General features: G+C 37.2%; 14 protein-coding genes. 10 read left to right on the plus strand and 4 right to left on the minus strand.

Annotated elements, in window-relative coordinates; genetic code table 11:
• The first annotated feature begins 513 nt into the window (after positions 1–513).
• Positions 514–3297, plus strand: a complete 2784-nt coding sequence (locus F6K54_RS04095; RefSeq protein ID WP_293074848.1) for a hypothetical protein — start codon at positions 514–516, stop codon at positions 3295–3297.
• A gap of 361 nt (positions 3298–3658) precedes the next feature.
• Here the strand turns inward: F6K54_RS04095 and bluB are convergent, their stop codons facing one another.
• Positions 3659–4297, minus strand: a complete 639-nt coding sequence (gene bluB, locus F6K54_RS04100) for a 5,6-dimethylbenzimidazole synthase (RefSeq protein ID WP_293074851.1) — start codon at positions 4295–4297, stop codon at positions 3659–3661.
• A 320-nt stretch (positions 4298–4617) separates the two neighbouring features.
• On the opposite strand from bluB, the gene ribBA reads away from it, so the two are divergent.
• Together ribBA and F6K54_RS04110 are read left to right on the plus strand one after the other, a co-directional pair.
• Positions 4618–6330, plus strand: coding sequence for a bifunctional 3,4-dihydroxy-2-butanone-4-phosphate synthase/GTP cyclohydrolase II (gene ribBA, locus F6K54_RS04105; protein WP_293074853.1), 1713 nt, complete (start codon positions 4618–4620; stop codon positions 6328–6330).
• A gap of 241 nt (positions 6331–6571) precedes the next feature.
• Positions 6572–6838: a hypothetical protein gene (locus F6K54_RS04110; RefSeq protein WP_293074856.1), complete on the plus strand. Its 267-nt coding sequence runs from the start codon at positions 6572–6574 to the stop codon at positions 6836–6838.
• Between the two features lie 742 nt (positions 6839–7580).
• On the opposite strand, the gene F6K54_RS04115 is transcribed toward F6K54_RS04110, so the two are convergent.
• Complete coding sequence (locus F6K54_RS04115; RefSeq protein ID WP_293074858.1) at positions 7581–7871, minus strand: GIY-YIG nuclease family protein; 291 nt, start codon at positions 7869–7871, stop codon at positions 7581–7583.
• Positions 7872–8458: 587 nt separating this feature from the next.
• Between F6K54_RS04115 and F6K54_RS04120 the strand changes: the two genes are divergently transcribed.
• The 7 genes from F6K54_RS04120 (at position 8459) to F6K54_RS04150 (ending at position 19947) form a co-directional block, all read left to right on the plus strand.
• Positions 8459–10663, plus strand: a complete 2205-nt coding sequence (locus F6K54_RS04120) for a PhoX family phosphatase (RefSeq protein WP_293074861.1) — start codon at positions 8459–8461, stop codon at positions 10661–10663.
• 982 nt (positions 10664–11645) lie between these two features.
• Positions 11646–13382, plus strand: coding sequence for an iron uptake porin (locus tag F6K54_RS04125; protein ID WP_293074863.1), 1737 nt, complete (start codon positions 11646–11648; stop codon positions 13380–13382).
• Positions 13383–15064: 1682 nt separating this feature from the next.
• The gene (locus tag F6K54_RS04130) at positions 15065–16669 is read left to right on the plus strand and encodes an iron uptake porin (protein WP_293074866.1); all 1605 of its coding nucleotides are present in this window, start codon (positions 15065–15067) and stop codon (positions 16667–16669) included.
• Positions 16670–17128: 459 nt separating this feature from the next.
• Positions 17129–18424 carry a TldD/PmbA family protein gene (locus tag F6K54_RS04135; protein WP_293074869.1) on the plus strand — a complete coding sequence of 432 codons (1296 nt, stop codon included), beginning with the start codon at positions 17129–17131 and terminating at the stop codon, positions 18422–18424.
• A 377-nt stretch (positions 18425–18801) separates the two neighbouring features.
• A complete protein-coding gene (locus tag F6K54_RS04140; RefSeq protein WP_293074872.1) occupies positions 18802–19401 on the plus strand; it encodes a GDSL-type esterase/lipase family protein in 600 nt (199 codons plus the stop codon).
• A 32-nt stretch (positions 19402–19433) separates the two neighbouring features.
• Positions 19434–19658, plus strand: a complete 225-nt coding sequence (locus F6K54_RS04145; protein WP_293074875.1) for a hypothetical protein — start codon at positions 19434–19436, stop codon at positions 19656–19658.
• 4 nt (positions 19659–19662) lie between these two features.
• Positions 19663–19947, plus strand: coding sequence for a hypothetical protein (locus F6K54_RS04150; protein ID WP_293074878.1), 285 nt, complete (start codon positions 19663–19665; stop codon positions 19945–19947).
• Between the two features lie 166 nt (positions 19948–20113).
• Here F6K54_RS04150 and F6K54_RS04155 read toward each other — a convergent pair whose 3' ends face one another.
• Both F6K54_RS04155 and F6K54_RS04160 read right to left on the minus strand, forming a co-directional pair.
• A complete protein-coding gene (locus tag F6K54_RS04155; protein WP_293074881.1) occupies positions 20114–21406 on the minus strand; it encodes a hypothetical protein in 1293 nt (430 codons plus the stop codon).
• A gap of 921 nt (positions 21407–22327) precedes the next feature.
• Positions 22328–26077 carry a WD40 repeat domain-containing protein gene (locus tag F6K54_RS04160; protein WP_293074883.1) on the minus strand — a complete coding sequence of 1250 codons (3750 nt, stop codon included), beginning with the start codon at positions 26075–26077 and terminating at the stop codon, positions 22328–22330.
• Positions 26078–26301 lie beyond the last annotated feature (224 nt).

A 26301-nucleotide genomic window follows, 5' to 3' on the forward strand; every position in this document is an offset into this window, starting at 1 on the left:
GTCTAGTCTAATTATCGAAAAACGAAAAAATTATAGTTAATCCCCATCAATAGCAAAAATATTGATTTTAATGAGAAAATCATCATAAACAACAGAAAAACTGAGAAAAGAAATATCAATGTCAACTCTCAATTTATAGGAGTATAGTCCGTGTTTAATATAAACTTGCCAAGAATATACGGCAGTCTTATTTTGGTTTTACAGAAAATATCCTCAAAAAGGTACATCAGTAGTATGCATCGCCCACAAATGTACCTATTAGGACATCAAGAGAGGAAACAGAAAACAAAGATAAGAATTTTAGACTCTTTATCAGGAAAGGCAGAGGGCAAGAGCCAGGAGGCAGAAGGGAATTTTTCCTCCTATCCTCTGCCCATTACCGAAGGGAACAAGGGTATAAAACCCCACAGTCTACATGGTTTCTACAATTGGTTGGGGTTTTATACCCTAACCAATTGTTCCTTCTGCCCTCTGCCCTCTGCCTTCTGCCTTCGTTTATCTATTTTTGGATTTTTGAAAAATCGTCTAGACTTGCTATATCTAAGAAAATTATTAACGCTTCTAATAGTAGTAGTTTTAACTTCCGGTTTGGTCAGTTGTAGCGATCGCTTATCTGAACTATCTCAACTTAGCCAGGAAAAACCTGTAACGACTTCTAGTCCTAAAATATTGGAAGTTTCGCCACCAAAAATAATTCAACAACTGCGTCAGGCGATCGACATTTACAAACCACAAGTTACAATACAAAGTCCTCAAACAGACCAAATATTTGAAGACAATACTATTACAGTACAACTACAGGTGAAAGACCTACCAATATTCAAGTCAGAATTAGACTTAGGGCCTTATGTAGAAGTAATTTTAGACAACAAACCTTATAAAAAAATCTATGACCTAAATCAACCCCTGATTTTATCAGACTTAGAACCTGGTACTCATACTATCAGAGTTTTTGCTTGTCGTCCGTGGGATGAAAGTTTTAAGAATGAAGGTGCTTATGCTCAAACAACTTTTCACATTTTTACTAAAACCACGAATAATAATCCTGCTCCAAATTTACCACTATTAACTTACAATAGTCCCTTGGGTGACTATGGTGCGGAACCAATTTTGCTTGACTATTATCTTACCAATGCACCATCTCACTTACTGGCACAAGAAGATCCTGAAGATGAAATAGTTGATTGGCGTATTCGTGTTACGGTTAACGGAACCAGTTTTATTACCGATCAATGGCAGTCAATATATTTACAAGGGTTTCATCCAGGAAAAAATTGGATCGAGTTTGAATATATTGATGATGAGGGTAATGCTCTCAATGAGATTTATAATAGCACTATTGGTTTGATTAGTTACGAACCAGGTGGACAAGATACTCTCAGTAAAATCATTCAAGGAGAAATTTCACTTAAGGAAGCATATAGTATAGTTGACCCAGAATACATTTATGAGGAAACCCAACCAGAAGTAACTCCAGAATTAGAAATAGAGAATATTACTACTACTGAGTCAGAAGAAATTGAAGTAGAGGAAACATTAATTGCACCAGAAATAGAGAATATTACTACTACTGAGTCAGAAGAAATTGAAGTAGAGGAAACATTAATTGCGCCAGAAATAGAGAATATTACTACTACTGAGTCAGAAGAAATTGAAGTAGAGGAAACATTAATTGCGCCAGAAATAGAGAATATTACTACTACTGAGTCAGAAGAAATTGAAGTAGAGGAAACATTAATTGCGCCAGAAATAGAGAATATTACTACTACTGAGTCAGAAGAAATTGAAGTAGAGGAAACATTAATTGCACCAGAAATAGAGAATATTACTACTACTGAGTCAGAAGAAATTGAAGTAGAGGAAACATTAATTGCACCAGAAATAGAGGATATTACTACTACTGAGTCAGAAGAAATTGAAGTAGAGGAAACATTAATTGCACCAGAAATAGAGGATATTACTACTACTGAGTCAGAAGAAATTGAAGTAGAAGAAACATTAATTGCACCAGAAATAGAGGAAACTTTTACTGAAGAAGCAACCTCAAAAATAGAAACTACCGAAGCAAACGAACTACCAACAACAAAAGAAAAAATAGGTGAATTTGTGAATCGTGTTAGAGATAGATTTTTTGGTCTTATAAATAAAGTTACTGAAAAACAGAAAGCAACAACTCTAGACACAATAGAAAAACCAGATGTAGAAGAAAATTTCAATCCATCAGAAAAATCTGAAGTTAAAGATTCACTTCAGGAAAATGAATTTCCTAGTCTACCAGAAATAGTAGAGGAAGCACCAACACCAGAACCAGTAGAAAAACTGACTCCGCAAGAAACTTCTACTTTTACCCAAAATGTAGAAGAAAGTAATGAATTAGTAGAAACTCCTTCTGTTTCTATACCTGAAGTTGTAGAGGATTTTCCACAAGAAGATACTATTCCAGAATCAGAGCAAATTACCTCAGAAAAACCTGAAGAAGTTGTAAAACCTATTCCCACTGAAAGTGATGATTCTACTATTTCTATACCTGAAGTTGTAGAAGATTTTCCACTTGAAGATACTATTCCAGAATCAGAGCAAATTACCTCAGAAAAACCTGAAGAAGTTGTAGAACCTATTCCCACTGAAAGTGATGATTATACTATTTCTATACCTGAAGTTGTAGAAGATTTTCCACTTGAAGATACTATTCCAGAATCAGAGCAAATTACCTCAGAAAAACCTGAAGAAGTTGTAGAACCTATTCCCACTGAAAGTGATGATTATACTATTTCTATACCTGAAGTTGTAGAAGATTTTCCACTTGAAGATACTATTCCAGAATCAGAACAAATTACCGAGGCAAATTCTGAAACTGAAAGTGATGATTCTAATATATCTATACCTGAAGTTGTAGAAGATTTTCCACTTGAAGATACTATTCCAGAATCAGAGCAAATTACCTCAGAAAAACCTGAAGAAGTTGTAGAACCTATTCCCACTGAAAGTGATGATTCTACTATTTCTATACCTGAAGTTGTAGAAGATTTTCCACTTGAAGATAATATTCCAGAATCACCACAAATTACCGAGGCAAATTCTGAAACTGAAAGTGATGATTCTAATATATCTATACCTGAAGTTGTAGAAGATTTTCCACTTGAAGATACTATTCCAGAATCATCACAAATTACCGAGCCAAAATCTGAAGAATTTGTGGAATCTATGCCTACTGAAAGTGATGATTATATACAAGAAATTACTGAAGAAATTGAATCTGAAAATCATCTTGATTCTTCAGAACAGATAACAGAATAAATTTATATTGACAGTAATTTCAAGGTAAATAAACCACTTATAGAGATGTTGTATAAAACGCCTCTATAAGTGACAAATATCCAGTCTTAATAAGCCTTAATAACGTAAGCATTTCCTAGGTCATGCTGCGCAAATAGCCATTAGCAGTCAGCTAGAGGTACTGATATTATGTCCGGTTGAATAATTAGACTTTGGTGGAAGGGAGGCAGGAGGCAGGAGGCAGGAGGCAGAAGGTTTTCTCCCATTGTCACCTTAATTTCATACACAAACGATGCTACCGGACACAATATGATAACTTAAATGACCTTTCCCAAGAAAAAATTAATATCTGATAGCTAATCGCTGACGGCTAAATGCTTACTTAATAACTGTTATAATAAATAACTGTAGCTTTTGATTTACGCTTTTCCCAGTTAGCAATTTCCAGCAAAGGACGTTCGGTGAATTCTGTGACATAACCTATACATAAATAGGCGATTAATTCATTTTCTGGAGGAGCATTAAGAATAATTTTCACCTCTTTTTCATCTAAAATACTTACCCAACCCACACCTATATTTTCAGCTCTAGCCATCAACCACAAGTTTTGAATTGCCAGACAAACACTGTACGGTCCAACTTTATCCGTACTTGTTTGACCCATAACAGGATTAGGTGAGGGTTTATAGAACACAGCAATATTAACAGGAGTTATGGTAATTCCTTCCAATTGAAGCTGATTATAGAAAGGTTTATTTTTGAATATCTCTTTGGCTTTTTCATTTTCTTTTTCAAAAGATTTTTTGATTTGAGTTTTAATTGATGGGTCACGAATAATTACAAATTCCCATGGCTGAGAAAAACCTACTGAAGGAGCATTCAAAGCAGCGAATAGCAAGCGTTCGATTGTTGTATCAGGAATTTCTTGACTAATGAAATTTTCCCCAAATTCTGTTCGGCGATGAATAATAATATCTTTCAATATTTGACGTTCTTTTTCTGTAAACAATTTACCTTTCATGCAATTTACCTCCAAGAATTATGCGATATTTCTGATTTAAAAATCAATTATTTACTTAATATAGAATATCTAAGTTACTCTGAAATAGACTATCAAAAGTTTATCTAAATTTAATCATTGCTTCAGTAGCTTAGGAAACGCTATAATCTTTTTATAGGAATCCTAAATAATTTGTAAAAAATCTAAAAATATATAGAAACTCTGAAGCTCTTATTCTTGTTAGCGAATTCTAAAAGATTTTATATTGCAAAAAAAATAACTGCTATATACTTTTAAGCATACCTTGAAAAAAATTATAAAATCTGAGAAGTATTTGACTTGTGAATACACAACTAAACCAACAATTTAAATTTGATTCTATTGATGCTGCACTAGCAGATATTAAAGCAGGTAAGTCTGTAGTAGTAGTCGATGATGAACATCGAGAAAACGAAGGAGATGTAATTTGTGCAGCTCAATTTGCTACTCCAGACATGATTAACTTTATGGCAGTAGAAGCTAGAGGTCTAATTTGTCTGTCATTGACAGGCGATCGCCTTGACGAATTAGATATTCCACTTATGGTTACTAAAAATACTGACAGTAACCAAACAGCTTTTACTGTTAGTATTGATGCTTCCCCACAGTTGGGAGTTTCTACAGGTATCTCAGCAGAAGACCGAGCGCGTACTATTCAAGCTGTCATTAACCCTACTACCAAACCGGAAGATTTACGTCGCCCTGGTCATGTCTTCCCCATTCGAGCTAAAGAAGGAGGAGTATTAAAACGAGCAGGTCATACAGAAGCATCCGTTGACCTTGCAAGACTAGCAGGTTTATATCCGGCAGGGGTTATTTGTGAAATTCAAAACCCAAATGGTTCGATGGCAAGATTACCTGAATTAGTAGAATATGCTAAAACGCATAATCTTAGACTTATTAGTATTGCTGATATCATCAGTTACCGCCTCAGATACGATCGCTTTGTCTACCGAGAAGCTATTGCCAATTTACCTTCTCAATTTGGTGACTTTAAAATCTATGCTTATCGCAATACTCAAGATAACTCGGAACACATAGCTATTGTCAAAGGCAACCCAGAAGAATTTCAGGAAAAAGATGTGATGGTGCGGGTACATTCTGAGTGTTTGACGGGAGATGCTTTTGGTTCCCTCCGTTGTGACTGTCGAATGCAACTGCAAGCAGCGATGAAAATGATTGAAAATGCTGGTGCGGGAGTGGTCGTCTATTTGCGACAAGAGGGTAGGGGAATAGGTTTAATTAATAAAATGAAAGCTTATTCATTGCAAGATATGGGATTAGATACTGTGGAAGCTAATGAAAAATTAGGGTTTCCAGCAGATTTGCGCAACTATGGTGTGGGAGCACAAATATTACATGATTTGGGTGTGAAGAAAATTTGTTTGATTACAAATAATCCCCGGAAAATAGCAGGTTTAAATGGTTATGGAATTGAAGTAGTAGATCGGGTGCCTTTGTTAATTGAAACAACAGATTATAATTCTACTTATTTGGCGACTAAGGCGCAAAAATTAGGTCATATGTTGTTACGCAGTTATTTAGTGACAATTGCTATTGATTGGAATCATCAAAAAACAGAAGAAAAATTTGCCGATAATTCTTTGGTTAAAACTTTGAAATCTCCAGTTCAACAGCGCTATGAATATTTGGAAAAATTACGCAGTTTAATCAAAGAATATGATTTTCTGTTGCGGGAAGAAACTAGAGCAGTGGCAACAGCGGTTTTTGCTCAAGCACCTTTAATAGTTAATTTTGGTCTAGAAAAAGCAACATTAATTACATCTGAATGGTATCAACAATCAAATAATCCTTATTTGGAGGCGATCGCTAAAATATTAACAGAAATAGGCAAATGGCCGAATATTTTTAAATTGGAATTTCTCATTGCTTCTGGTTCCGATCCTATGACTACTTTACAAGTACAGCTCCAGCGTCAGAGTTTTAAAATTACTGAATTATTGACAGTGATGAAACATTTAGAAACACAAAAAATTTATAGTTTGAAAGTTTAGTGCTTTATTCAGTAGGGGAGTCGGGGAAAAATAAAAATCAAAATAATTAACAATAACTTGCTAATTGGTTTTTGAGAAATAGAGATTTATTTATTATAATAAAACAGATTTTTATCAACACAGGGGGAGGACATCACCTCTGTCTCAAACAAGTCAGGGTTTCCCAGACAGTTCGCGCGCTTTGTCGTGTCAGCGCCAACTCCGGGAAACCCATTAGCCAACTATACTTAAGGAGTTCAAAATGCCTCAAAACCTGACCAAAAATACCCCAGAAGCTCCAAAAATACAAAAACCGACGAAATGGTCCCAAGGACATCATAACGATGACCAAGCAACCACTCATCCGCAGTTCCAGCCCTTGACTGTAATGGAGCTGGAGGCTGTGTGTGGCGGCATCGGCGATGATCCGCCGCCGTCGCCCGCGCCGGCGGACCCAACTTATCCGCCGCCTGCGCCGGCGGACGCAACTTATGTGTATATACGTCCTATCTATTTGCCGCTTCCGTGAGGCGAGGCGTGGTAGTCGTGGAGGTGGCGGAGTGCGTGTGGACGCCCCTCCGTCGGTCGTGAAGTGGAGCGGAGTAGAGGATGCCGTGCTTGTATCGTGTTAGCCTGGTGGCTACTAGGTTTTTTATAACACTTGGTGGTCTTATGCTAGGAAGCCGAAAAAAGGCCAAATCCTAAAACCCCTAAAATCAAAGCTTTACAGAAGCTCAACCCAGACAAAGCGATACCTGGCACTTGTCTGTATCTACAAAATAAGGCTAAGGTGCAGATAAACGCCAAAAGAGTTGACATAATAATAACCAAGGTGTGTTAAAGCAACATTCCTGAGGCTTAACGCACTGTTTTTTTCAACCATTTTTTATAGTAAAGGAGTCTTTACTGTCCCTAGAAAGGAAAGAGAAAAAAACGAACCCTATCAATGATGAAACCTGAAAATGAGGCGATCGCTCTTTGATAAACAGAAATGGTAGAAATGTTATTGCGAGGGGGTGGGGAAAACTAGAAGTTCGATGGTCATCAATTTTAGCCCCCCGAAGCAATCCCCAAAGCTACGAGAGATTGCTTCGCTGTCGCTCGCAATGACGAGGTGGGATGGCAATGACGAGGTGGAAATGTCATTAGACATCTGGTTAAAATTAAAAATAGAATCAATTCTTATCCAGAAATTCTCAATTACTTCTTCCTGTTCCCTGTTCCCAGTTAAGTATTCCCTCTTTTCCGGAGAGGTCTATTTGAATCATATTTCAAACTATTTCTGGGTACAAATCTTTCCACTCCAAATTTATACTATTAATTAAATTAATTTTCTTCTGTCGAGAACCAGCTTTAATCTGTTTTTCACGAGCGATCGCTTCGGAAGGATTTTCATACATTTCAAAATAAACTAATTTATTAACATTATATTTTTTGGTAAATCCTTCTACTAATTTTGACTTGTGTTCATAAACTCTCTTGATTAAATCGTTGGTTACACCTGTATAAAGGACAGTATTACGCTTATTAGTCATTATGTAAATATAATATTCTTTTGTCATAAAGTATTGCTGAAAAAATGGGGGGTTTAATAATTATATAAAACAATCCCTTGTCATTCTCCTAAACTACTAGAGATTGCTTCGCTAACGCTCGCAATGACCAGGTGGAAATGTCATTGTCAGGGGAATGGGAAAGACGAGGTGAAAATGTCATGGCAAGGGGGTTGACAAAACTAAAAGTCTATGATCCCAATTTTAGCCCCCGCAATGACAAGGTGAAAAAGTCATTGCGAGGGGGTGGGAAAAACTAGAAGTCTATGATTCCAATTTTAGCCCCCCGAAGCAATCCCCGAAACTCCCAGAGATTGCTTCCCTTCGCTCCCAATAACGAGGTGGAAATGTTATTGTCAGGGGGATTGCAATGACGAGATGGAAATGTCTCTATCGAGGTGGTTGACAAAACTACAATTCCATGGTATAGAGTTTTGTCGAAGCAACCCCCAAAGCTCCCAGAGATTGCTTCCCGACCGTTGCAATGACGAGGTGAAAATGTCATTGTGAGGGGGATTGCAATGAGGAGGTGGAAATGTCATTTTGACTCCTGCTTAAAGCTATAGTAAAAAGAGTCAAACTTAATCTTTTTATCTATGAACCTTAAACGTAGAAAATTCCTTATTTTTCTAGGGGCTAGCGCAGGAACAATAGCCGTTAGTTCCTGTCAAAAACAATCATCTACTCCAGTAATTGAAGAATCCCCAATTAGTATAACTTCTAGTAACAATATTAATTTCCAACCAGTTAAAGGTCCAATGCCTTTAACAACGAGTAATCAAGAATTTGATATAGAAAATTATACTAATTACGAAGTAGTAGATGATTTAATAATTCCAGAAGGTTTTACTTACGATGTTATTGGGTCATGGGGTGACAAAATAGGTGATTCACGTTTTGGTTACAATAACGACTATCTTTCCTACATTGAAACAGGTGAAAATGAAGGATTGTTAACCATAAACTTTGAATATATTAGTCCTTTACCTTGGATAACAACTTATCAAAAAGTTATTGGTAAATCTTTGCCTTTTGCAGAATTAGCAGCAGCATTTAGACAGGTAAAAGAATCAGGAATTAATTATGCAGAATTACTTGAAGATTCCCTGAGACAAAATATTATGGCAACAGCTAAAGAAGCAATGATTGATATGGGAATAGGTGTAATTTCCATACGTCGCGAACCAGATGGAAAATGGATAAGAACAAATTCAAAATTTGACCGCAGAATAACAGGTATTTCAGGATTAGAAGACGGGCGTTATTTAAAATCAACAGGACCAGCAGTAGCAGTTTTTAAGAAAAAAGGCAAAGGTTATAACGATCAATTAGGCGATCGCATCATTGGTAGTTTTGCTAATTGTGCAGGTGGCACTACACCTTGGGGAACAGTATTTAGCGCCGAAGAAAATTTTCAAAATTATGTAGAAGAAGCAGTATATCCTGATGGTACTTCTATTGATCCTGCCAAAGAAAAATCTCTCTTTATTGGTGAAAGAGGAGTAGCGGGTCTGGGATGTGCATTTGGTTTAGCTGGTAATAAGTATGGTTGGATGGTAGAAGTAGATCCAGCAGATCCTAATGATTATGGTACAAAACATACTTGGTTAGGTCGTTATCGCCACGAAGCAGTTGGTATTAGGGTAGAAACTAATAAACCGTTAGTTTTTTATTCCGGGTGCGATCGCCGTAGTGGTCATCTATACAAATTTGTGAGTAAAGGTAGAGTGAAAAACCCCACTGATAAAGCTAACTCTCAACTTTTGACAGACGGGATGTTGTATGGCGCTAAATTTAATCCTGATGGTACAGGTAGTTGGATTTCCCTGGAAGCTGATACTCCCGTGAATCCAGATTTACCAGAAGTCCACTTTAACAATATGATTAATCTACCCCAAAGACCTGATGGTGGTAGCTTCAAAGCCATAACTGCTCAAGAAGTGGAAAGGTTTAAACAGAAATATAAAACTCTGGGGGACCTGTATAAAGGTAATGCTGAACAGAAACAAGGAGCTATTCTCATTGATGCTCATCTAGCTGCTAATGCTGCTGGCGTTACTTGTGCAGCACGTCCCGAAGATACTCAGGTAGATAAAAATGGTAATTTATTTATTGCCTTTACCTCTGGATCTCCCAGTAAATCTGATGGTAGTCCAGACAAACGTATATTTAAAGGTCTGGATGGTGAAGCTTACGAGTTTGGTTGGATTATGCGCTTGACTGAGGATGATAATCAACCAGATGCTATGACATTTAGTTGGGAAATGTTTGCTACTGGGGGCGAACCTATGGAGGATGGACTAGGATTTTCTAATCCTGACAATTTAGAATTTGATGAACAGGGTAATCTGTGGATGGTGACAGATATTAGTACCAGTAAGCATAATAAAACAGTGCCTATGAATCGAGTGGGTCAAGATGGTAAACCTATAGACCAACCTACTCTTTGTGGTTTATTTGGTAATAATTCTATCTGGTATCTTCCCACTTCTGGCCCTAATGCTGGAGAAGCTTATTTATTTGGAATAGCACCAACAGAGAGTGAAACTTGTGGGCCTTTCTTTACCAAAGACCAGAAAACTTTGTTTCTAGCTATTCAACATCCAGGAGAATATAACGGCATTCGTCAGAACATGGCTTCAGAAATTCGTCAGTTGGCAATGAAAACCACTGATGGTTCAGATTTTGTCCAGACTCGTATGGTGCCTATGGGGTCTAATTGGCCAACTAAACAAGTTAACGATCCTCCGAAACCTTCAGTTATAGCTATTCGTCGATTAGATTCAACACCCATTACTTAATAGCAGGGAACAGGGAACAGTAGGAAAAACATTTCCCTGTCTGATTTATTAAGAAGAGGTAATTCTTAATTCTAAATTCTTAATTCTAAATTCTTGAATATTCTTTTCCTGCTTAGTTTTTGGCTGGTTTTCTGAAAAAAATATTCTGAAAATTAGGTTGCAAATTGTCAAATTAGGTGTAAAATTTGCGACGAGACCGTAATTTTTATCTAAAAAACACAGGAGCATGAAAGCCATCGTCCTTTAAGCGATGGATGAAAGGCGAGGAGTCGGATTTTAATCCGAAGTATATTATCTTACAAAAGTAAGCAGAAAGCTAAGTTTAGATTTAAGCAGACTGTGTAGGGGCACTTTGACTTGTCCCCAAAGAGTATATCTTTGGTCAGCTCAGAAGAGACGGACCAACACAGATAAATCCGTGTTGCGTAGTATCTACTTAGAATCCCCTAGGCAACAGCTGCGGGGAGTAGTCAAAAATCAAGGAAAAATCTAATTTCTAAGGTGGCACCTTAAGCTCATCTCTTGTAAACAAACTGTATATACAGACAAAATAACTAAACTGTGATATAGAGAAGAAAATAATGGTTGAGCTTTTCGTAAAGAAATACTTACTTACGCCTTCCTCAAAGGCTGGAAATGAAATTAAAGTATTGCTTGATCGCTAAACTAATCTCTAATATTGTCAAACGACTTTTGCAGTTGGCCATTTAAAACTTAAGCTCGAAAAAAAATATTAAGACTTATTCAAACCTTTGTTTTTTCCTAAAACAAAAACAAATATAACGCCCTAGTCTTGATATATCAAAACAAAAATAGATATTCAGTACAAAAAGGCGGTGGGTCCCATCGTCTCTGTCTGCGGAGGGTTAAGTGGTTGCACTCCCTGTGAAACAGAAAGTCCTATCCGTGAGGTTGGGAAACCTACATGATAATCTTTGATTTGATGTAGGAGAATGTCACATTGGTGTGAGGGTTAGTAAATATGACAAGACTTATCTGGAAAACTCTAAAACACAGTCCTAGTGTTTTTAGCGCAGCATTATTAATGGCAGGTTCGGCGATCGCTGCTGAAGCTCCTTTACAGACTTTAGGAAGTGGCGAAAACTCTGTAAATCAGAACTTAGCCCAAGGTGCTATAGAAAACGCATCTTCCTTTGAAATAGCTCAAATAGATACTCGCTCAATGCCCATGGATGACCCATCATTGGCACCAGTGGCAGTATCAGACTTGGAAGAAGGAGATTCACTCGATCAGGTAACATCTGTAACTCAGTTATCAGATGTACAACCTACAGACTGGGCATTCCAAGCACTACAGTCCCTAGTAGAGCGTTATGGTTGTATCGCAGGTTATCCTGATGGGACTTATAAGGGAAATCGAGCGATGACCCGTTTTGAGTTTGCAGCAGGTTTGAATGCTTGTCTAGACCGAATTACAGAATTAATCGCGGCGGCAACTTCTGACCTAGTAACCAGAGAAGATTTAGCGGTTTTACAAAGACTGCAAGAGGAATTTGCAGCAGAATTAGCTGCTTTGCGAGGACGAGTAGATGTTCTAGAAGCTAGAACAGCAGAACTAGAAAATAATCAGTTCTCCACTACTACCAAACTTAACGGAGAGATTTTGTTTTGGTTAAGCGATACCTGGGGAGAACAAGCTCAGAGACGCGGAGGATCTGGCGGGAGTGACGATGACGAAACTCAGACAACCTTTGGTTATCGGGTTCGTTTGAACTTTGATACCAGTTTTACAGGACAAGACCGCTTAAGAACTCGTCTACAAGCTAATAACATTCCTAACTATAGCGGTGGAGATTTGACCAATACTTTAATGACTCGCTTATCTACAGATAGCAGTCCGAATAATGATGTTTCACTTAGCAAATTGGCCTATCGTTTTCCTATACTGGATGGTAAGGGTAGAGTAGAAGTAGCTGCTACAGGCTATGGTGTAGATGACTTCGCGGAACCTATTACACCTTTGCAAAGTGGTAGTGGTGCTTCTATTTCCAGATTTGGACGATACAACCCTCTTTTCTATCGTGCTCCTTCTAGTGCTGGTGCAAAGTTGGCCTACGCTTTCAATGATGCAATTAATTTAAGTGTGGGTTATGCTGCACCAGATCCGGAAGATCCTCGAGAAGGTAGAGGTGTTTTTAATGGTGGGTTTAGTGGATTTGGCCAGTTGACGATTGAGCCAAACGACAAAATTGCTTTTCAACTTGGTTATGTGCGTGCCTATCATCCGAAAGACAGTGTCAACTTGACCGGAAGTACAGGTAGTTTTCTGGCCAGAGATCCTTTTGATGGTAGAGCAACTACCGCAGATACTGTTAACTTTGAGGCTCAATGGAGAGTTACTAATGGCTTTCAAATAGGTGGCTGGGGTGGCGCTTCATTTGCCCGTCCTGAAGATGATGATGATACTGATGATATCACTATCATTACTGGTGCTTTGACTTTAGCTTTCCCAGACTTACTGAAAGAAGGTAGTCTCGGAGGTATTATTGTTGGTGTACCACCAATTGTTACTGATGGTGGTGATGATGATGATTTGAAAGATGATGATACTTCTATACATATTGAAGCTTTTTATCGCTTCCAAATGAACGATAATATAGCTATTACTCCTGGTTTATTTGTGATTACTAATCCTAATCACATTGAGGATAATGACAGTATCTGGGTCGGTACTTTAAGAACTCAATTCAGATTCTAAAACTTTGAATTAACAACAAGAAATGTATTAGTTAATCAGATAAGATTATCTCAAGGTTGGTAATTCAATAAAAGATAGAATAAACGATTAGCTAGTTAGTTTCTAAAATATTTTTATACCCCTTAGCTAGCCTTTAGAAGTGCTGATGAGCGAGCTGAGGGGCTTACTTTTTTAATATCAATGTATAGCAATGCCCAAAAAGAGTGAGGTACAAAATTATAGGCTTTAGGCAACAGGTAATAGGGAAGAAAGATAAAAGTTCGGACTGCTGCGCAAACAGCTATTAGCAGTCATATCTTCCGTTTGTCATGCTTTTTAAATGAATTAAGCAAGCATTTTCTTAACTTCTACTACATTTTTAAACACAAGAACAACAAGCTTAAATTGTCTACTAAAGGTAATAAAGCTGATGGCTGAATGCTTACGATAAAAGTACCTTACTAGCCTGAGAAGTGCTATATATAAATTGAAAATTTTAATATCTGACTCTTTCTCTAATTAGGGCTTGCTGATTAAATATCAGTCAATAACCTGATATTGGTTTGAGCAATTTTAGGTCTGGAAAAAGTGTGAGGTTTTAGGTGGTAATGGTTCAAAAATTCAGGATTTTGCTCAAGAGTTGGGCAGAACAATCTTGGGAAAATTCTTACTCCTACCTCCTCGCTCATTCCCATTTCTCCAGTATAGCTGTCTACTGTCTCCTGTCTCCTACCGTAAGCATTCAGCTATTAGCAGTCAGCTATCAGCAACAAGACTCTCTACTTAAAGGACGGTGTTTAAATTAACAACGGACTTTAAGGGCAAGGGAGGCAACTTTTGTAGTAAGACGGTTCATAAAGCTTTGATCCTAAACTAAAAGCAATAGCTGATAGCTGATGGCTGACGACTGAATGCTTACCTCCTACCTTCACCCATAAGACTTTTTCAGCAAACCCTAATTACATCGATGCGACAGGATTTGATATTACTTAATGCTCTTTGAATTTCATTCCTCAAAAGCTCTAAACTGGTATACCATTTTGAAAAAAGAATATTACAAAACTTGCTAAAACAATGGCTAATACCAAATTTTAGTCAAATAGACTCAAAACAAAGGTAACAAAAAGTTCTGAAATTCTATTTCTCTTAACTACTAGCAACAACCTTAGTCTTGATGGTCAAGATTTATCGCCCCTGGTGTTAGTTAGTAATAATTTTGGGACAATAGGCAGAAAAATAAAATAAATCAAATATTAAATTCAAGATAGTTGCACTATTGTGTAAGAAGTGCTACTCTTCATTGTAAAAAAAGGTAGCTATGTCTGCTGTATCTAATTATTCAGAAATATTTTGAGTCTACTGATAGTCCTAGTAAACTTTAGACATATTTACCTAGTATCTAAATTGTTGTTACACTCAAGGGCAATTCTTAACTTGTCTTTTTTCAGGATAAGTTTTGTGTAAAAATTACTAGAAATAATTTTATGGAGAAAAAGATTCTATTTGTTTATGCCATATTTTAGAGCATTTAAGCCCTTAATTCTCTAGTGCTCGATGTAATTTAGATATCTATAACTCCAGATTAAACTTAGCTAACACTAAGACTTCTGTTAACAAAATCAATTGGAACAATCAATAATTAAATCTACTCTAAGCAGTAGGGTTGTTCATAGCTTATAAAAATGGTGTGAGGAGAGATCGAAATGACAAAAATTATCCTGAATGCTCTAAAACAGACTTCTGGTGTGTTTAGTATCGCCACTTTACTGATAGCTAATTCTGCTTTAGCAAATCAGGTTTCTGTAGAACAACTGGCTAACACTCAAGGTGTTAATACAAATACAACTAACTATCCAACTACTTCATCTGAACTACCAACAGCATCACAAGGTGATACCTCCTCAGAAGAAGTAGAAATACCTGGAGATACTAGGTTACAAAATCTGAAAGATCCCTCCCTCAAGATTCCTGGAGCAGAGTTAGAACAAGTAGATCCCATGGGACAAGTAACATCTGTGACTCAATTATCAGATGTCCAACCCACTGATTGGGCTTTCCAAGCTTTGCAATCTCTAGTAGAACGTTATGGTTGTATTGTCGGTTATCCAGATGGTACTTACAAAGGTAATCGGGCCATGACCCGTTATGAGTTTGCTGCAGGTCTGAATGCTTGTTTGGACCGAATTACAGAATTAGTCGCAGCAGCAACAGCAGATTTAGTGACTCGTGATGATTTGGCAGTATTACAGAGACTGCAAGAAGAGTTTGCTACAGAATTAGCAGAATTGCGTGGCCGTGTTGATGCTTTGGAAGCAAGAACTGAGGAACTGGAAGCCAATCAATTCTCAACAACTACTAAACTGAATGGTGAAACTTTATTCTGGTTGAGCGATACCTTTGGAGAAAGAGCTGAGGCACGTGGAAGATCTGCGAGTGACGATGACAGAACTGAGACAACCTTTGCTTATCGGGTTCGTTTGAACTTTGATACCAGTTTTACAGGAAAAGACCGCTTAAGAGCTCGTCTACAAGCTAATGAAGTTCCTAACTATAGCGGTGGAGATTTGACCAATACTTTAATGACTCGTTTATCTACAGATAGCAGTCCAAGTGATGATGTTTCCCTGAGTAAATTGGCTTATCGTTTTCCTGTACTGAATGGTAAGGGTAGAGTAGAAGTAGCTGCTACAGGCTATGGTGTGGACGACTTCGCAGAACCTATTACACCTTTACAAAGTGGTAGTGGTGGTTCTTTTTCCAGATTTGGACGATTCAACCCTCTTTTCTATCGTGCTCCTTCTGATGCTGGTGTCAAGTTGGCCTACGGTTTCAGTGATGCAATTAAGTTAAGTGTTGGTTATGGTGCACCAGATAAGGAAGATCCTCGAGAAGGTAGAGGCGTTTTTAATGGTGGGTTTAGTGGATTTGGCCAGTTGACGATTGAGCCAAACGACAAAATTGCTTTTCAACTTGGTTATGTCCGTGCCTATCATCCGAAAGACAGTGTCAACTTGAGCGGAAGTACAGGTAGTTTTCTGGCCAGAGATCCTTTTGATGGTAGAGCAACTACCGCAGATACTATTAACTTTGAGGCTCAATGGAGAGTTACTGATGGCTTTCAAATAGGTGGCTGGGGTGGCGCTTCATTTGCCCGTCCTGAAGATGATGATGATAGTGATGATATCACTATTGTTACTGGTGCTTTGACTTTAGCTTTCCCAGACCTACTAAAAGAAGGTAGTCTAGGAGAATGGGAACTACACAGGAGGTGGCCATTCATAATAGTAAGAGTAATTTTTCTGCCATAGTTACCCCAACAGGACTTAATTTTTGAACCTGAGCTACCTAAAAGCTTACACTTTTTCCCGACTTCAAAAGGCTAAAACTAATATCAGTCAATACTTTTAGATTTAATCAGCAAGCCCTAATTAAGTTTTGGGTACTGGACGTTGTTGACATCCTCCCTGGCTTAAAGACACAGAGATTCCTGCCGAGCCTAAGCTCCTCGGTGGGTTGACGTTTCTTAGGGTGCTGCACCCACCCCTCTTGCTCCCCTCCCGGGAGGGGATGGGGGTGGGTTACGCTTCCGTCCACGTCCGTTTAATGTCTCGGATGCCTACCCGCAACAACAGTACTATAGCATAATTTCTTCCTACTTAATCAATCAAAAAGTTGCCCACTTATGGACGAGGCTTTAGATCCAGTTTTTCGGTAAAATCCTACTAACAACTTTATTGTCCAAAATCATAAATCCCAAACAGAATTTTATGACCCAGTTAGCAGAAAAACTGCTAGAAGTAGCTGCCAAAGCAGGAGCTGAGGCAGCAGAGGTATTTCAAGCTCGATCGCACTCCCGGCCCGTATTTTTTGAAAGCAATCGACTCAAGCAACTAGAAAGCACTCAGTCAGAGGGTATAGCGCTCCGACTTTGGCGAAATGGATGTCCAGGAATAGCTGTTGCTCATGGGCCAGTGGAACCCAATGCTTTAGTAGAACTTGCCTTGTCTATCAGTAGTCTTAATGAACCAGAATATATTGAACTATCCTCGAAAGCTAAAAATAGATATTATCCCAACCAAGGAATATCTATATCAGTTGAACAATTGGTAACTTGGGGAAAAGAAGCGATCGCATTAATTCGAGAAGTTTATCCAGATGTGATTTGTCATGGGGAATGGGACTGCGAAATTGAATCTACTCGTTTAGTTAATTCCCTGGGGCTAGATTGTCATCATATAGATACAACCCTTAGTGGCTATGTAGAAAGTGATTGGGTTAGAGGTGACGACTTATTAAATATATCTGATGGCCAAATTCAGCGAAATACCCTTGACCCTAGGAAAGTAGCAAATCGAATTTTGCAGCGATTAGATTGGGCAAAAAAAAATGTGGTGCCCCCTAGGGGGAAAGTACCTATTTTGTTTACAGCTAAGGCAGCAGATTTACTATGGAGTACAATTTCTGCTGCTTTGAACGGTAAGCAGGTGCTAGAAGGAGCTTCTCCTTGGAGCGATCGCCTGGGAGAACTTGTCACTAGCAAACAATTAACTATTTCTCAACAACCAGAGGAGGGACCTTTTAGTTGTCCTTTTGATGATGAAGGTATTCCTACCCGCTCAATAAAATTTATTGAAAATGGCATTTTACAATTGTTTTATACAGACCGGACGACTGGTAGATTATTGGGTAGTGGGACTACTGGTAATGGGTTTCGCCCTGATCTGGGGAGCTACCCTACACCAGAATTATTTAATTTTATAGTTAAGCCAGGAGAGCGATCGCTAAAAGAATCAATTGAGATGTTATATGATGGAATTATCGTCGATCAAATTCTTGGTGGTGGTGCTGGTATTTCTGGTGATTTTTCTATCAATATTGAACTTGGTTATCGTGTTAGAAGGGGTGAAATAGTTGGTAGAGTTAAGAATACGATGATTGCTGGCAATGTTTATACAGCATTAAAGCAATTAGCAGTATTGGGAAGTGATGGCGAATGGAATGGTTCTTGTTATACTCCTCATGTAATTTTAGAAGGGTTATCTACTATTGGTAGAGAAGATTAAATTACTGCTTTATTGACATACTCCCGACGTTGCACTTAAGCGATAACGGGGGATTCTTCAGTCATGAAAAAAATGACCGCTGTTTTGACAGAGGTGATGTCCTCCCCTTGTGTTGACTTTGATAATAACAAAATACCTCCTAGCTTGTCAAGGGTATAGGAAGGTTTTATTTGTGGAGGTATCCGACTCTTGGCCCTGGCTTTCCCATAGGACGCTCCCCTAATAGCTGCCGCCACCATCCTCTGCCTTTTCCTGACGGAATGCTCCGCAAACATGTCGGCGACAGCCCTTAACGCAGTTATGCGCTAGCAAAACGGGAGAGCGCGGGACTTCCCACCAGGGAAGTTAAATTTAAAATTTATTGGATTTATAATTAAATGGAAATTAGAATTTGCTTTATCGGAGACTCTTTTGTAAATGGTACGGGAGACCCTAGGTGCTTGGGTTGGACGGGTAGAATTTGCCAAACAGTTTGCGATCGCGGATACGATCTTACATATTATAATTTGGGTGTTAGAAGAGATACTAGCACTGATATTAATAATCGTTGGTTGAGAGAAGTTTCTTGTCGTTTACCACCTGAAGTTGATGGTAGAGTAGTCTTTTCTTTTGGTGCAAATGACATGACTTTAGAAGTAGGTAAGACTCGTGTAGAAAGGAGTCATTCAGTAGAAAATATTTACCAGATTTTAACTAATGCCAAGCAGCTATTTCCTGTTTTAATGATAAATTCTCCTCCTGTTGAAGATGCGGAACATAACATGAGAATTGCTAATTTATCTGATGATTTTGCTCAAGTATGTCTACAACTAGATATTCCTTATTTAGATGTTTTTACACCGTTAAAAGATTCAGAGATTTGGCGACAAGAAGTAATACAAAACGATGGTGTTCATCCAAGAGCATTAGGTTATTCTGAGTTAGCAAAGTTAGTAGAAAATTGGAGTTCCTGGAAATCTTGGTTCCAGAAACAATAGACCTCTCCGGAAAAGAGGGAGTCTAGTGCAGGATGGCAGAAATAACTAAGTTTTTTGAATTTGCTATTGCTATTGAGTCTCTAGACTTTACTAAGAAAAAGGCTAAGATGAGTGGATATTGTAAAGTTTACAATGAGATGCTTGTCTTATTGTCTACAGGAATATTTAGAGAAACTTTAGAGTCATGTTGTAGAAGATTTGGAGTTGAATTAATAAAAGTTAATCCAGCTTTTACGCTTCGTAATTGGGATGATTAATTATATGACTAAATACGGCCTGAATAGTGGCACTTCTGCTGCTTTAGTAATTGGTCGTAGAGCGTTAAAATTATCAGAAAAAATACCACATTGTTTGTTGAGACCGGAGGATGTCAACAAACATGATTGGAGTCATTGGAGACGAGTTGCTAGTTTTATTAAACTCAATCGTATTTCTAGGACTCAACTTTTTCAAGGTCGGAAAGCCCTAGAGGGTATCCTCACCCATGAGTTATGGGCGGAACATCATGTCGGCGAAGACAAAACTTTCTTTGCAAGTACACATTGAAACGGGTGAGTAATGAAATCATTTGCACCTCACCAGATGGCAAATGTCTAGTTTTGTCTAGTTTTCAAGAAGGTGCCAGGTATTTCTTTTTGCTGTATATCATAACTGATAGCTGACGGCTGTTTGCGCAGCATTCCGGAGGAAATGTTTACGAAAAACCAACGATCTATCTTGAAAGAAAGAAAGAAAGGTCTATTCTACCGAAATTCGTACTGAGTGCTATTTGCATATTTTCCAAAACTTTAACTAACCATTGAACTTTGTTTTGTGTAGAAAATTCGTAATGCTTAAACAAGAATGCAAATCGTTTCTCTAAGTTAGGTCTAACTTGTTGACAAACTAATAATATTTTTAGTAATAATCCTGTTGTAATTACAGGTCCTAAATTACCAATTAGATTAATAAAAAAGAAATGTTGTGGCTGCTTTGGACCATGCACAATTAAAAAAATTAATAATTGATGGCAGGTCTTCATCATTAAAGATTCATTTAAGAGCTGCTCATCACTATCAGGCATAAGATTTTGTAAATAGTTGTAGAGTTTATTCTTAAATTTAACTTGAATCCGATGAGATTCAACATCAAAGGATGTGCTGAGGTATTCATAAAAACTATCTTTAAAAAGGTGATATGGCTGGGGAACTGTGGTATAAGCTAAAAACCTTTTAGCATAATCTCGATAAGTTTCATTACCTTCTACTTTTCCCACAAATTGTTTGATAGATAATAATAGTTCATCATTGGATAATAAGGTAGGATTTGTAGCAGATATAGACCTTTTAACTGGACTAAGTTGTAATCTAACTTGGTGAGTAACATAATGGGATAAATCTATTTCATATTTTTGCTGTTTTTCAACTTGCATTTTTCTGACTGCTTGTTGATGTTCTTTACTGCTCTTTGGATTTATTAATAAATATTTATATAAATAAGGATAGTGGGAATTAAGAATTTTTAAAGGTTGCTTTAAAGGATCGTTGGTATTATTTGCAGATGATAGATTGATTACTTCTACCATCCGTTTTAAACTCAAATACTCTTGGCTCTGAGTAAAACAGTTGATAAGTTCTAACATCTTTTTTGTTTCGTCAGGTTCGTAACAGGAAGACTCAGATTTATCAATTGCTTGCTCAAATAAATTCATCAATTGTTTTAAAGCATTTTTTTTGTCTTGAGGTAGTTGCTGATGATTAATTAATATATAACAACAACGATTCAGAATAGCATTAAATTTTTCTTCGCATTCAGGAAATTGTATAATTCTCCCCATTGCGGTAGATATTTCGGGAATTTGGTATAGAGAGTATTGAATAAATAATATCCGAAATCTCTCAACTATTTGCTCGATTGACTCAGTTAAAACCAATTCCAAAAAGTGATTATAAATTTTTTGTTCTTCTCTATAGATTTGTTGATAACCAGAATCTTTAGGAATTATTTTTTTTCCTTTATAGTTCATAGAAGTTTACCTCTCTCAAAAAATAACGTTATTAGTGAGTAAGCATTCAGCTATTAGCAGTCAGCTTTTCCTGCGGAATGCTGCGCAAACAGCAACAAGACTCTCTCATATAGGACAGTGTTTAAATTAATATACAATTTAAGGGCAAGGGAGCCAACTTTTCTAGTAAGATAATTAATAAAGATCTTATCGTAAACTAAAAGAAATAGCTGATAGCTGATAACGCAGTTCCAACCATAGGAGGCTGGCTGACGGCTGAATGCTTACATTAGTGAATAGGTATAATATACAATACTAATCAATTATTGCTTAGAAAGTTAGGTTTGTGACTGGATAGTTTTAGATATTGTATTATGTACCTCTATCACAAACTTTACTCCAGTTATGAAAGTGTAAAATTAGTTTATATCCTCAACATATTCTCATTATTAATTTATTTCTGGATAAGCAGCAATTATGTGTATTAATTGTCACAAAAAATTATACTGCTGTCCTGAGCGTGCAAAAAAATACACATTGACGAGCTTGGAATTATATTTAGGGTTTGCGCTCAAAAGTCTTTTAGTGGGGGGAGGAGACAGCTATACTGGAGACAGGAGACAGGAGTTAGGGGAATAGCGCGAGGAGGTAGGGGTAAGAATTGTTCCTTGATTTTTCTGCCATAATCGTACCAAAATACTAGCATGCATGAGCATTTTAGACTGAAACAGGCGCACTTTTTAAAGGGCCCAAAAAAGCTGAAATCTTTATATATCAATGCTTTTAGATTTAATCAGCAAACACTAAATAGGGTTTTTTTCAAGATCAAATCTGCAATAATACTATCAAGAAAAAATTGTCCTTTGATTCAATCCTCTTCCTTTTAGGGAGAGGTAATTATCAATTATCCATTAATGAAAGACCTAATAGCTGTATTCTATGTTAATTAAAATCCTGTGAGGTTTCCAGTACACAGATATGACTATCCTTAATATTTGGATTATTTTTGAGATAGTCACGTACCCAATCGCAACCCTGACTAAGTAGATAGTTTAAATCCAAATTCCACATAACTACTTCCATTTGATTTGACCAGACTAACATCTTGCCATCTGAACTAAAATTGATACTAGGAACAGCACTACTATTAGTTTTTAAGGTTTTAATCTCTATGCCATCAATGCTCCAAAACTTAATCCTACCATCATCATAGTTTGAAGCATTACCACTAGCAGAAGCAAAAATTTTATTATCTGCTCTAAATGTTAAACTGGAAACTGGAGATGTATGAGCTTGAAGTGTGTGAAGAAGTTTTTTTTCAGTAAGACTCCAAATAAGAATATTCCCGTTCTCGTTTCCTGCTACTAAAATTTTGCTATCTGGGCTAAAGCTTAAACTGGTAATAGAATAAGAACTTCCTACTAATGATGACAATTCTTTACCATCTGCCGTCCAAAGTTTGATAGTATTATTATTACTAGCAGAGGCAATAATTTTGCCGTCTGGACTATAACTAACTAGCTTACTTCCACCTTGAAAAGTTTGAATTTCTTTGCCATCAAGATTTAAAAGTTTGATTGTGCCATCTTCTCTACCAACTGCAATAGTTTTACCATCATAACTAAAGCTAGCTTTGCCAAAATTATTTCTTTTACGTCTAGGCAACTTCTGTGGCAACTCCTGTTTAATAATGGTTTTTGATTCCCCACTCTCAATGTTCCAAAGTTGAACAAGATTGTGATCGCTAGAAACTAAATACTTGCTGTCATGACTGAAAGTTATCTTACTAGAACTAGAGACTTTTTGAAAAGGTTCTTGACGACGAGTCCCATCTAAGTTCCAGAGTTTGATGGTGTCATCAGCATGAACAGTAGCAATAGTTTCACCATCTGGGCTGAGAATCATGTCTCTTAAACCATTAATAGGTCTTATACTTGGTGGCTTTATACCCTCAAGATTCCAGAGTTTAATTGTTTTGTCGTCACTCACAGAAACTAGCATCTTTCTGTCTGGGCTAAAACTCACATTCCATACGGGAGCGCTATGAATTTTCCACGATGATTTTAATTTCCAACCATTAGAAAAAGATTCCCAAAAATTGATACTCCCATCCCAATTTGTAGAGATGATTCCTTCAGGAGAATAAGTTACAGTGATGACATTGAAGTCATAAACAAAATTCTGCTTTTGACTTTTAATACTCCAAAATTCTATTCCACTTAAATAGTCAGTAACAGCAAGTACACTACTATTTGAGTTGAAATCTATGCTGCAAACTGTAAATTGACTTTCTAAAATTTTAGCTTCCTCAGTTTTCAGATTCCAAAGAACAATATTTTCTTCTCCATCCGCATTTTTTTCTCCATTCGCAGAAGCAAGAATCTGGTTATCGGGACTAAAACTAATTGGGTTACTTAAAGGAGAGAAGTTCTCAGAATGCTGAAAATCATGAATTTCTTCACCGTTTCGATTCCAGACTTTGACTTTACCATCAATATTAACAGCAGCAATAAGTTGACCATCATGACTAATACTTGTTACTGTAATATCCTTGCCTTTACCTTGGAGATTATTGAGTTCTCTACCATTAAAATCCCAAAGCTTAATGTTATCACCATCACTAGCAGCAATAATATTATTATTTGGACTAAAGCTAACAGTATTAACTGGACAATCTCCTGTATCTGAGGATGAATAAGTAATATTATCTGACTGCTTCTGATTTAGAGTTGCTATTTCTTTGCCACTTAAATCCCATATTTTGATAACGTTATCCATATTAGTCGCAGCGATTTTTTGACCATCGGAGGAAAAGGAAGCATTAATAAATGGTTGATTATAACCTTCAAAACGATTTTGTTCTTTTACACCATATAATGATTGCATTAGAGTCACTAAAACTTGCATTTCTGTTGTCGGGGTGATTAGATCTAATTCTTTTTTCATCTGTTTTCCAGCTTTTATACTTTCTAAAAGCGCATCGAACTGTTTATTTGAGGCAAATAGTGCTTCTGAAGACTGAATGCTAGCTATCAGTTGATAGTTTTTCTCGCCTCTAAATGCAGTCCACCATCCTATTCCAGCGACAAGTGCAATTAAGGAAGCGACTACAGAAAAGCTCGTAAGTGTAATGATAGTTCTGCGATGTAGATTCTTGCGTCCTTGAATACTCTCCTGAATAAATTGTTTCTCCGCTTCTAAATCTTCCGGACGCTCCTGTAGTTTCTCTTCTGCTTTTGCTAGAGCTGCTCCTCGTAACAAAGAACCGTTATCTCGATTGTTTTCTTCCCATTGTTTCTTTGCCGAACGCAGTTGTTCTTGCCAAGTTCTAAATTCTCGGTCTACTTCCATCCATTCTCTTAGTTGCCCCCAATTTCTAATTAAAGCTTCATGGACTACTTCAACGGTTTCTTGTTCGGAATTATTTTCTGTGCCACCACGACTGGTAACAACTAACCGTGCATCAGCCAATTTTTTAACTAAACTCCAGTTTTTCTCGTTTAAATCTGCCTTGGTGGCAACTCGTCTAGTGTCTTCTGTTCCCGCCCCTGGTTGCACTAACTGAATAAAAATTCGGCGGACTTGTTGTTGTTCTTCTGGTTTAAGTTTACTAAATTTGTCATCAGCATAACGAGTTAATGCACCAGAAACTTGACCTATTTCTTCATAAGCTTGATGAGTTAATTCTTTGCCTTTGCGTTGTTTCCATAGTTCTGTTAAAGCAAATTCTAATAAGGGTAAATTTCCTGGTTCTTTGTCTACATCTTCAAGAATACGTTCAACCAGTCCGCTTTCAAAATTGACACCTAATTTTTGAGTAGGTTTTTCAATAACTTCTCTTAGTTCTTCTACATTCATAGAACGGATTTTTACATCCCCATTTCGTAAGACATCAGCTAATGGTGGATAAGATAATACATTCCCTAAAAAATCTGCCCGCATTGTGGCAACTAATACTGTTGATAAGGATGATTGTTTGGTGAAATACCGGAATGTATATAAGAGAAGATCGAGAAATTTTCGGCGGGTTTGTTCATCATTACAAAGGGTGTAAAGTTCCTCAAATTGGTCGGCAATTAGTAAGGTGCGATAATTGGGATTATTATGTTGAATTGTGGCAAAAACATCAGATAATGGAACTGTATTATCTTGAAAATATCCTGATAATTTCCGAGCTTGAGCCATGCTGTCTGTTCGATCGAGGTTTGGTTCGTAGAGTGGAACTAATGCTTGAGCTAGAGCAATAAATGGGTCTGTTCCTGGGCGAAAATGGGTAAATTGCCAATGTCCAGCTTCGACTAATTTCGGTACTAATCCTGCTAAAATAACAGAAGATTTGCCACTTCCAGAGGCACCTAATACGGGAATAAAATTACGAGTTTCTGTATATTGATAGAGTTCTTCAATAAATACTTCTCGACCAAAGAAATATTCAGCATTTTTATGAGTAAAATTATATAAACCTTGATAGGGACAAGGTAAATTATCATCTATATCTTCTTCTGTGGATGTGGTAATCGTTTGTTGTTCATAATAATAATAATTATAAATAGAAACAGTTCGAGATTGATTAATACTTACATCTTTGGCTGAATTTACAGAATTCATAGCATTTTCGTTACCAGAAAATTCTATGTTTTCAGTAGTTTGGTTTGGGTGGTATAAAGGGTTTTTATTTTGTTCTGTAGTCATAATCTAGTTAGGGCTTGCTGATTAATGATAAAAGTATTGATATATAAAGGTTTGAGAATTTTTAGGGCCTAAAAAAGTGCGCCTGTTTCAGTTGAAAACGCTCAAAAAGCTAGTATTTTGGGCTGACTATGGCAGAAAAATAAAGGGAAAATTCTTACTCCTACTTCCTCTATAATTCCCCGTTCCTCTTGTCTCCTGTCTCCTGTCTCCTGTCTCCTACCCCT

Origin of the sequence: Okeania sp. SIO3B5, from assembly GCF_010692555.1 — a bacterium.
GTDB lineage: Bacteria > Cyanobacteriota > Cyanobacteriia > Cyanobacteriales > Microcoleaceae > Okeania.

Excerpts from the sequence above, each read along its gene's own strand:
- bluB (WP_293074851.1), bottom strand. The coding sequence starts at position 4,297 with ATGAAAGGTAAATTGTTTACAGAAAAAGAACGTCAAATATTGAAAGAT.
- F6K54_RS04110 (WP_293074856.1), top strand. The coding sequence starts at position 6,572 with ATGCCTCAAAACCTGACCAAAAATACCCCAGAAGCTCCAAAAATACAA.
- F6K54_RS04115 (WP_293074858.1), bottom strand. The coding sequence starts at position 7,871 with ATGACAAAAGAATATTATATTTACATAATGACTAATAAGCGTAATACT.
- F6K54_RS04120 (WP_293074861.1), top strand. The coding sequence starts at position 8,459 with ATGAACCTTAAACGTAGAAAATTCCTTATTTTTCTAGGGGCTAGCGCA.
- F6K54_RS04125 (WP_293074863.1), top strand. The coding sequence starts at position 11,646 with ATGACAAGACTTATCTGGAAAACTCTAAAACACAGTCCTAGTGTTTTT.
- F6K54_RS04130 (WP_293074866.1), top strand. The coding sequence starts at position 15,065 with ATGACAAAAATTATCCTGAATGCTCTAAAACAGACTTCTGGTGTGTTT.
- F6K54_RS04135 (WP_293074869.1), top strand. The coding sequence starts at position 17,129 with ATGACCCAGTTAGCAGAAAAACTGCTAGAAGTAGCTGCCAAAGCAGGA.
- F6K54_RS04140 (WP_293074872.1), top strand. The coding sequence starts at position 18,802 with ATGGAAATTAGAATTTGCTTTATCGGAGACTCTTTTGTAAATGGTACG.
- F6K54_RS04145 (WP_293074875.1), top strand. The coding sequence starts at position 19,434 with ATGGCAGAAATAACTAAGTTTTTTGAATTTGCTATTGCTATTGAGTCT.
- F6K54_RS04150 (WP_293074878.1), top strand. The coding sequence starts at position 19,663 with ATGACTAAATACGGCCTGAATAGTGGCACTTCTGCTGCTTTAGTAATT.
- F6K54_RS04155 (WP_293074881.1), bottom strand. The coding sequence starts at position 21,406 with ATGAACTATAAAGGAAAAAAAATAATTCCTAAAGATTCTGGTTATCAA.
- F6K54_RS04160 (WP_293074883.1), bottom strand. The coding sequence starts at position 26,077 with ATGACTACAGAACAAAATAAAAACCCTTTATACCACCCAAACCAAACT.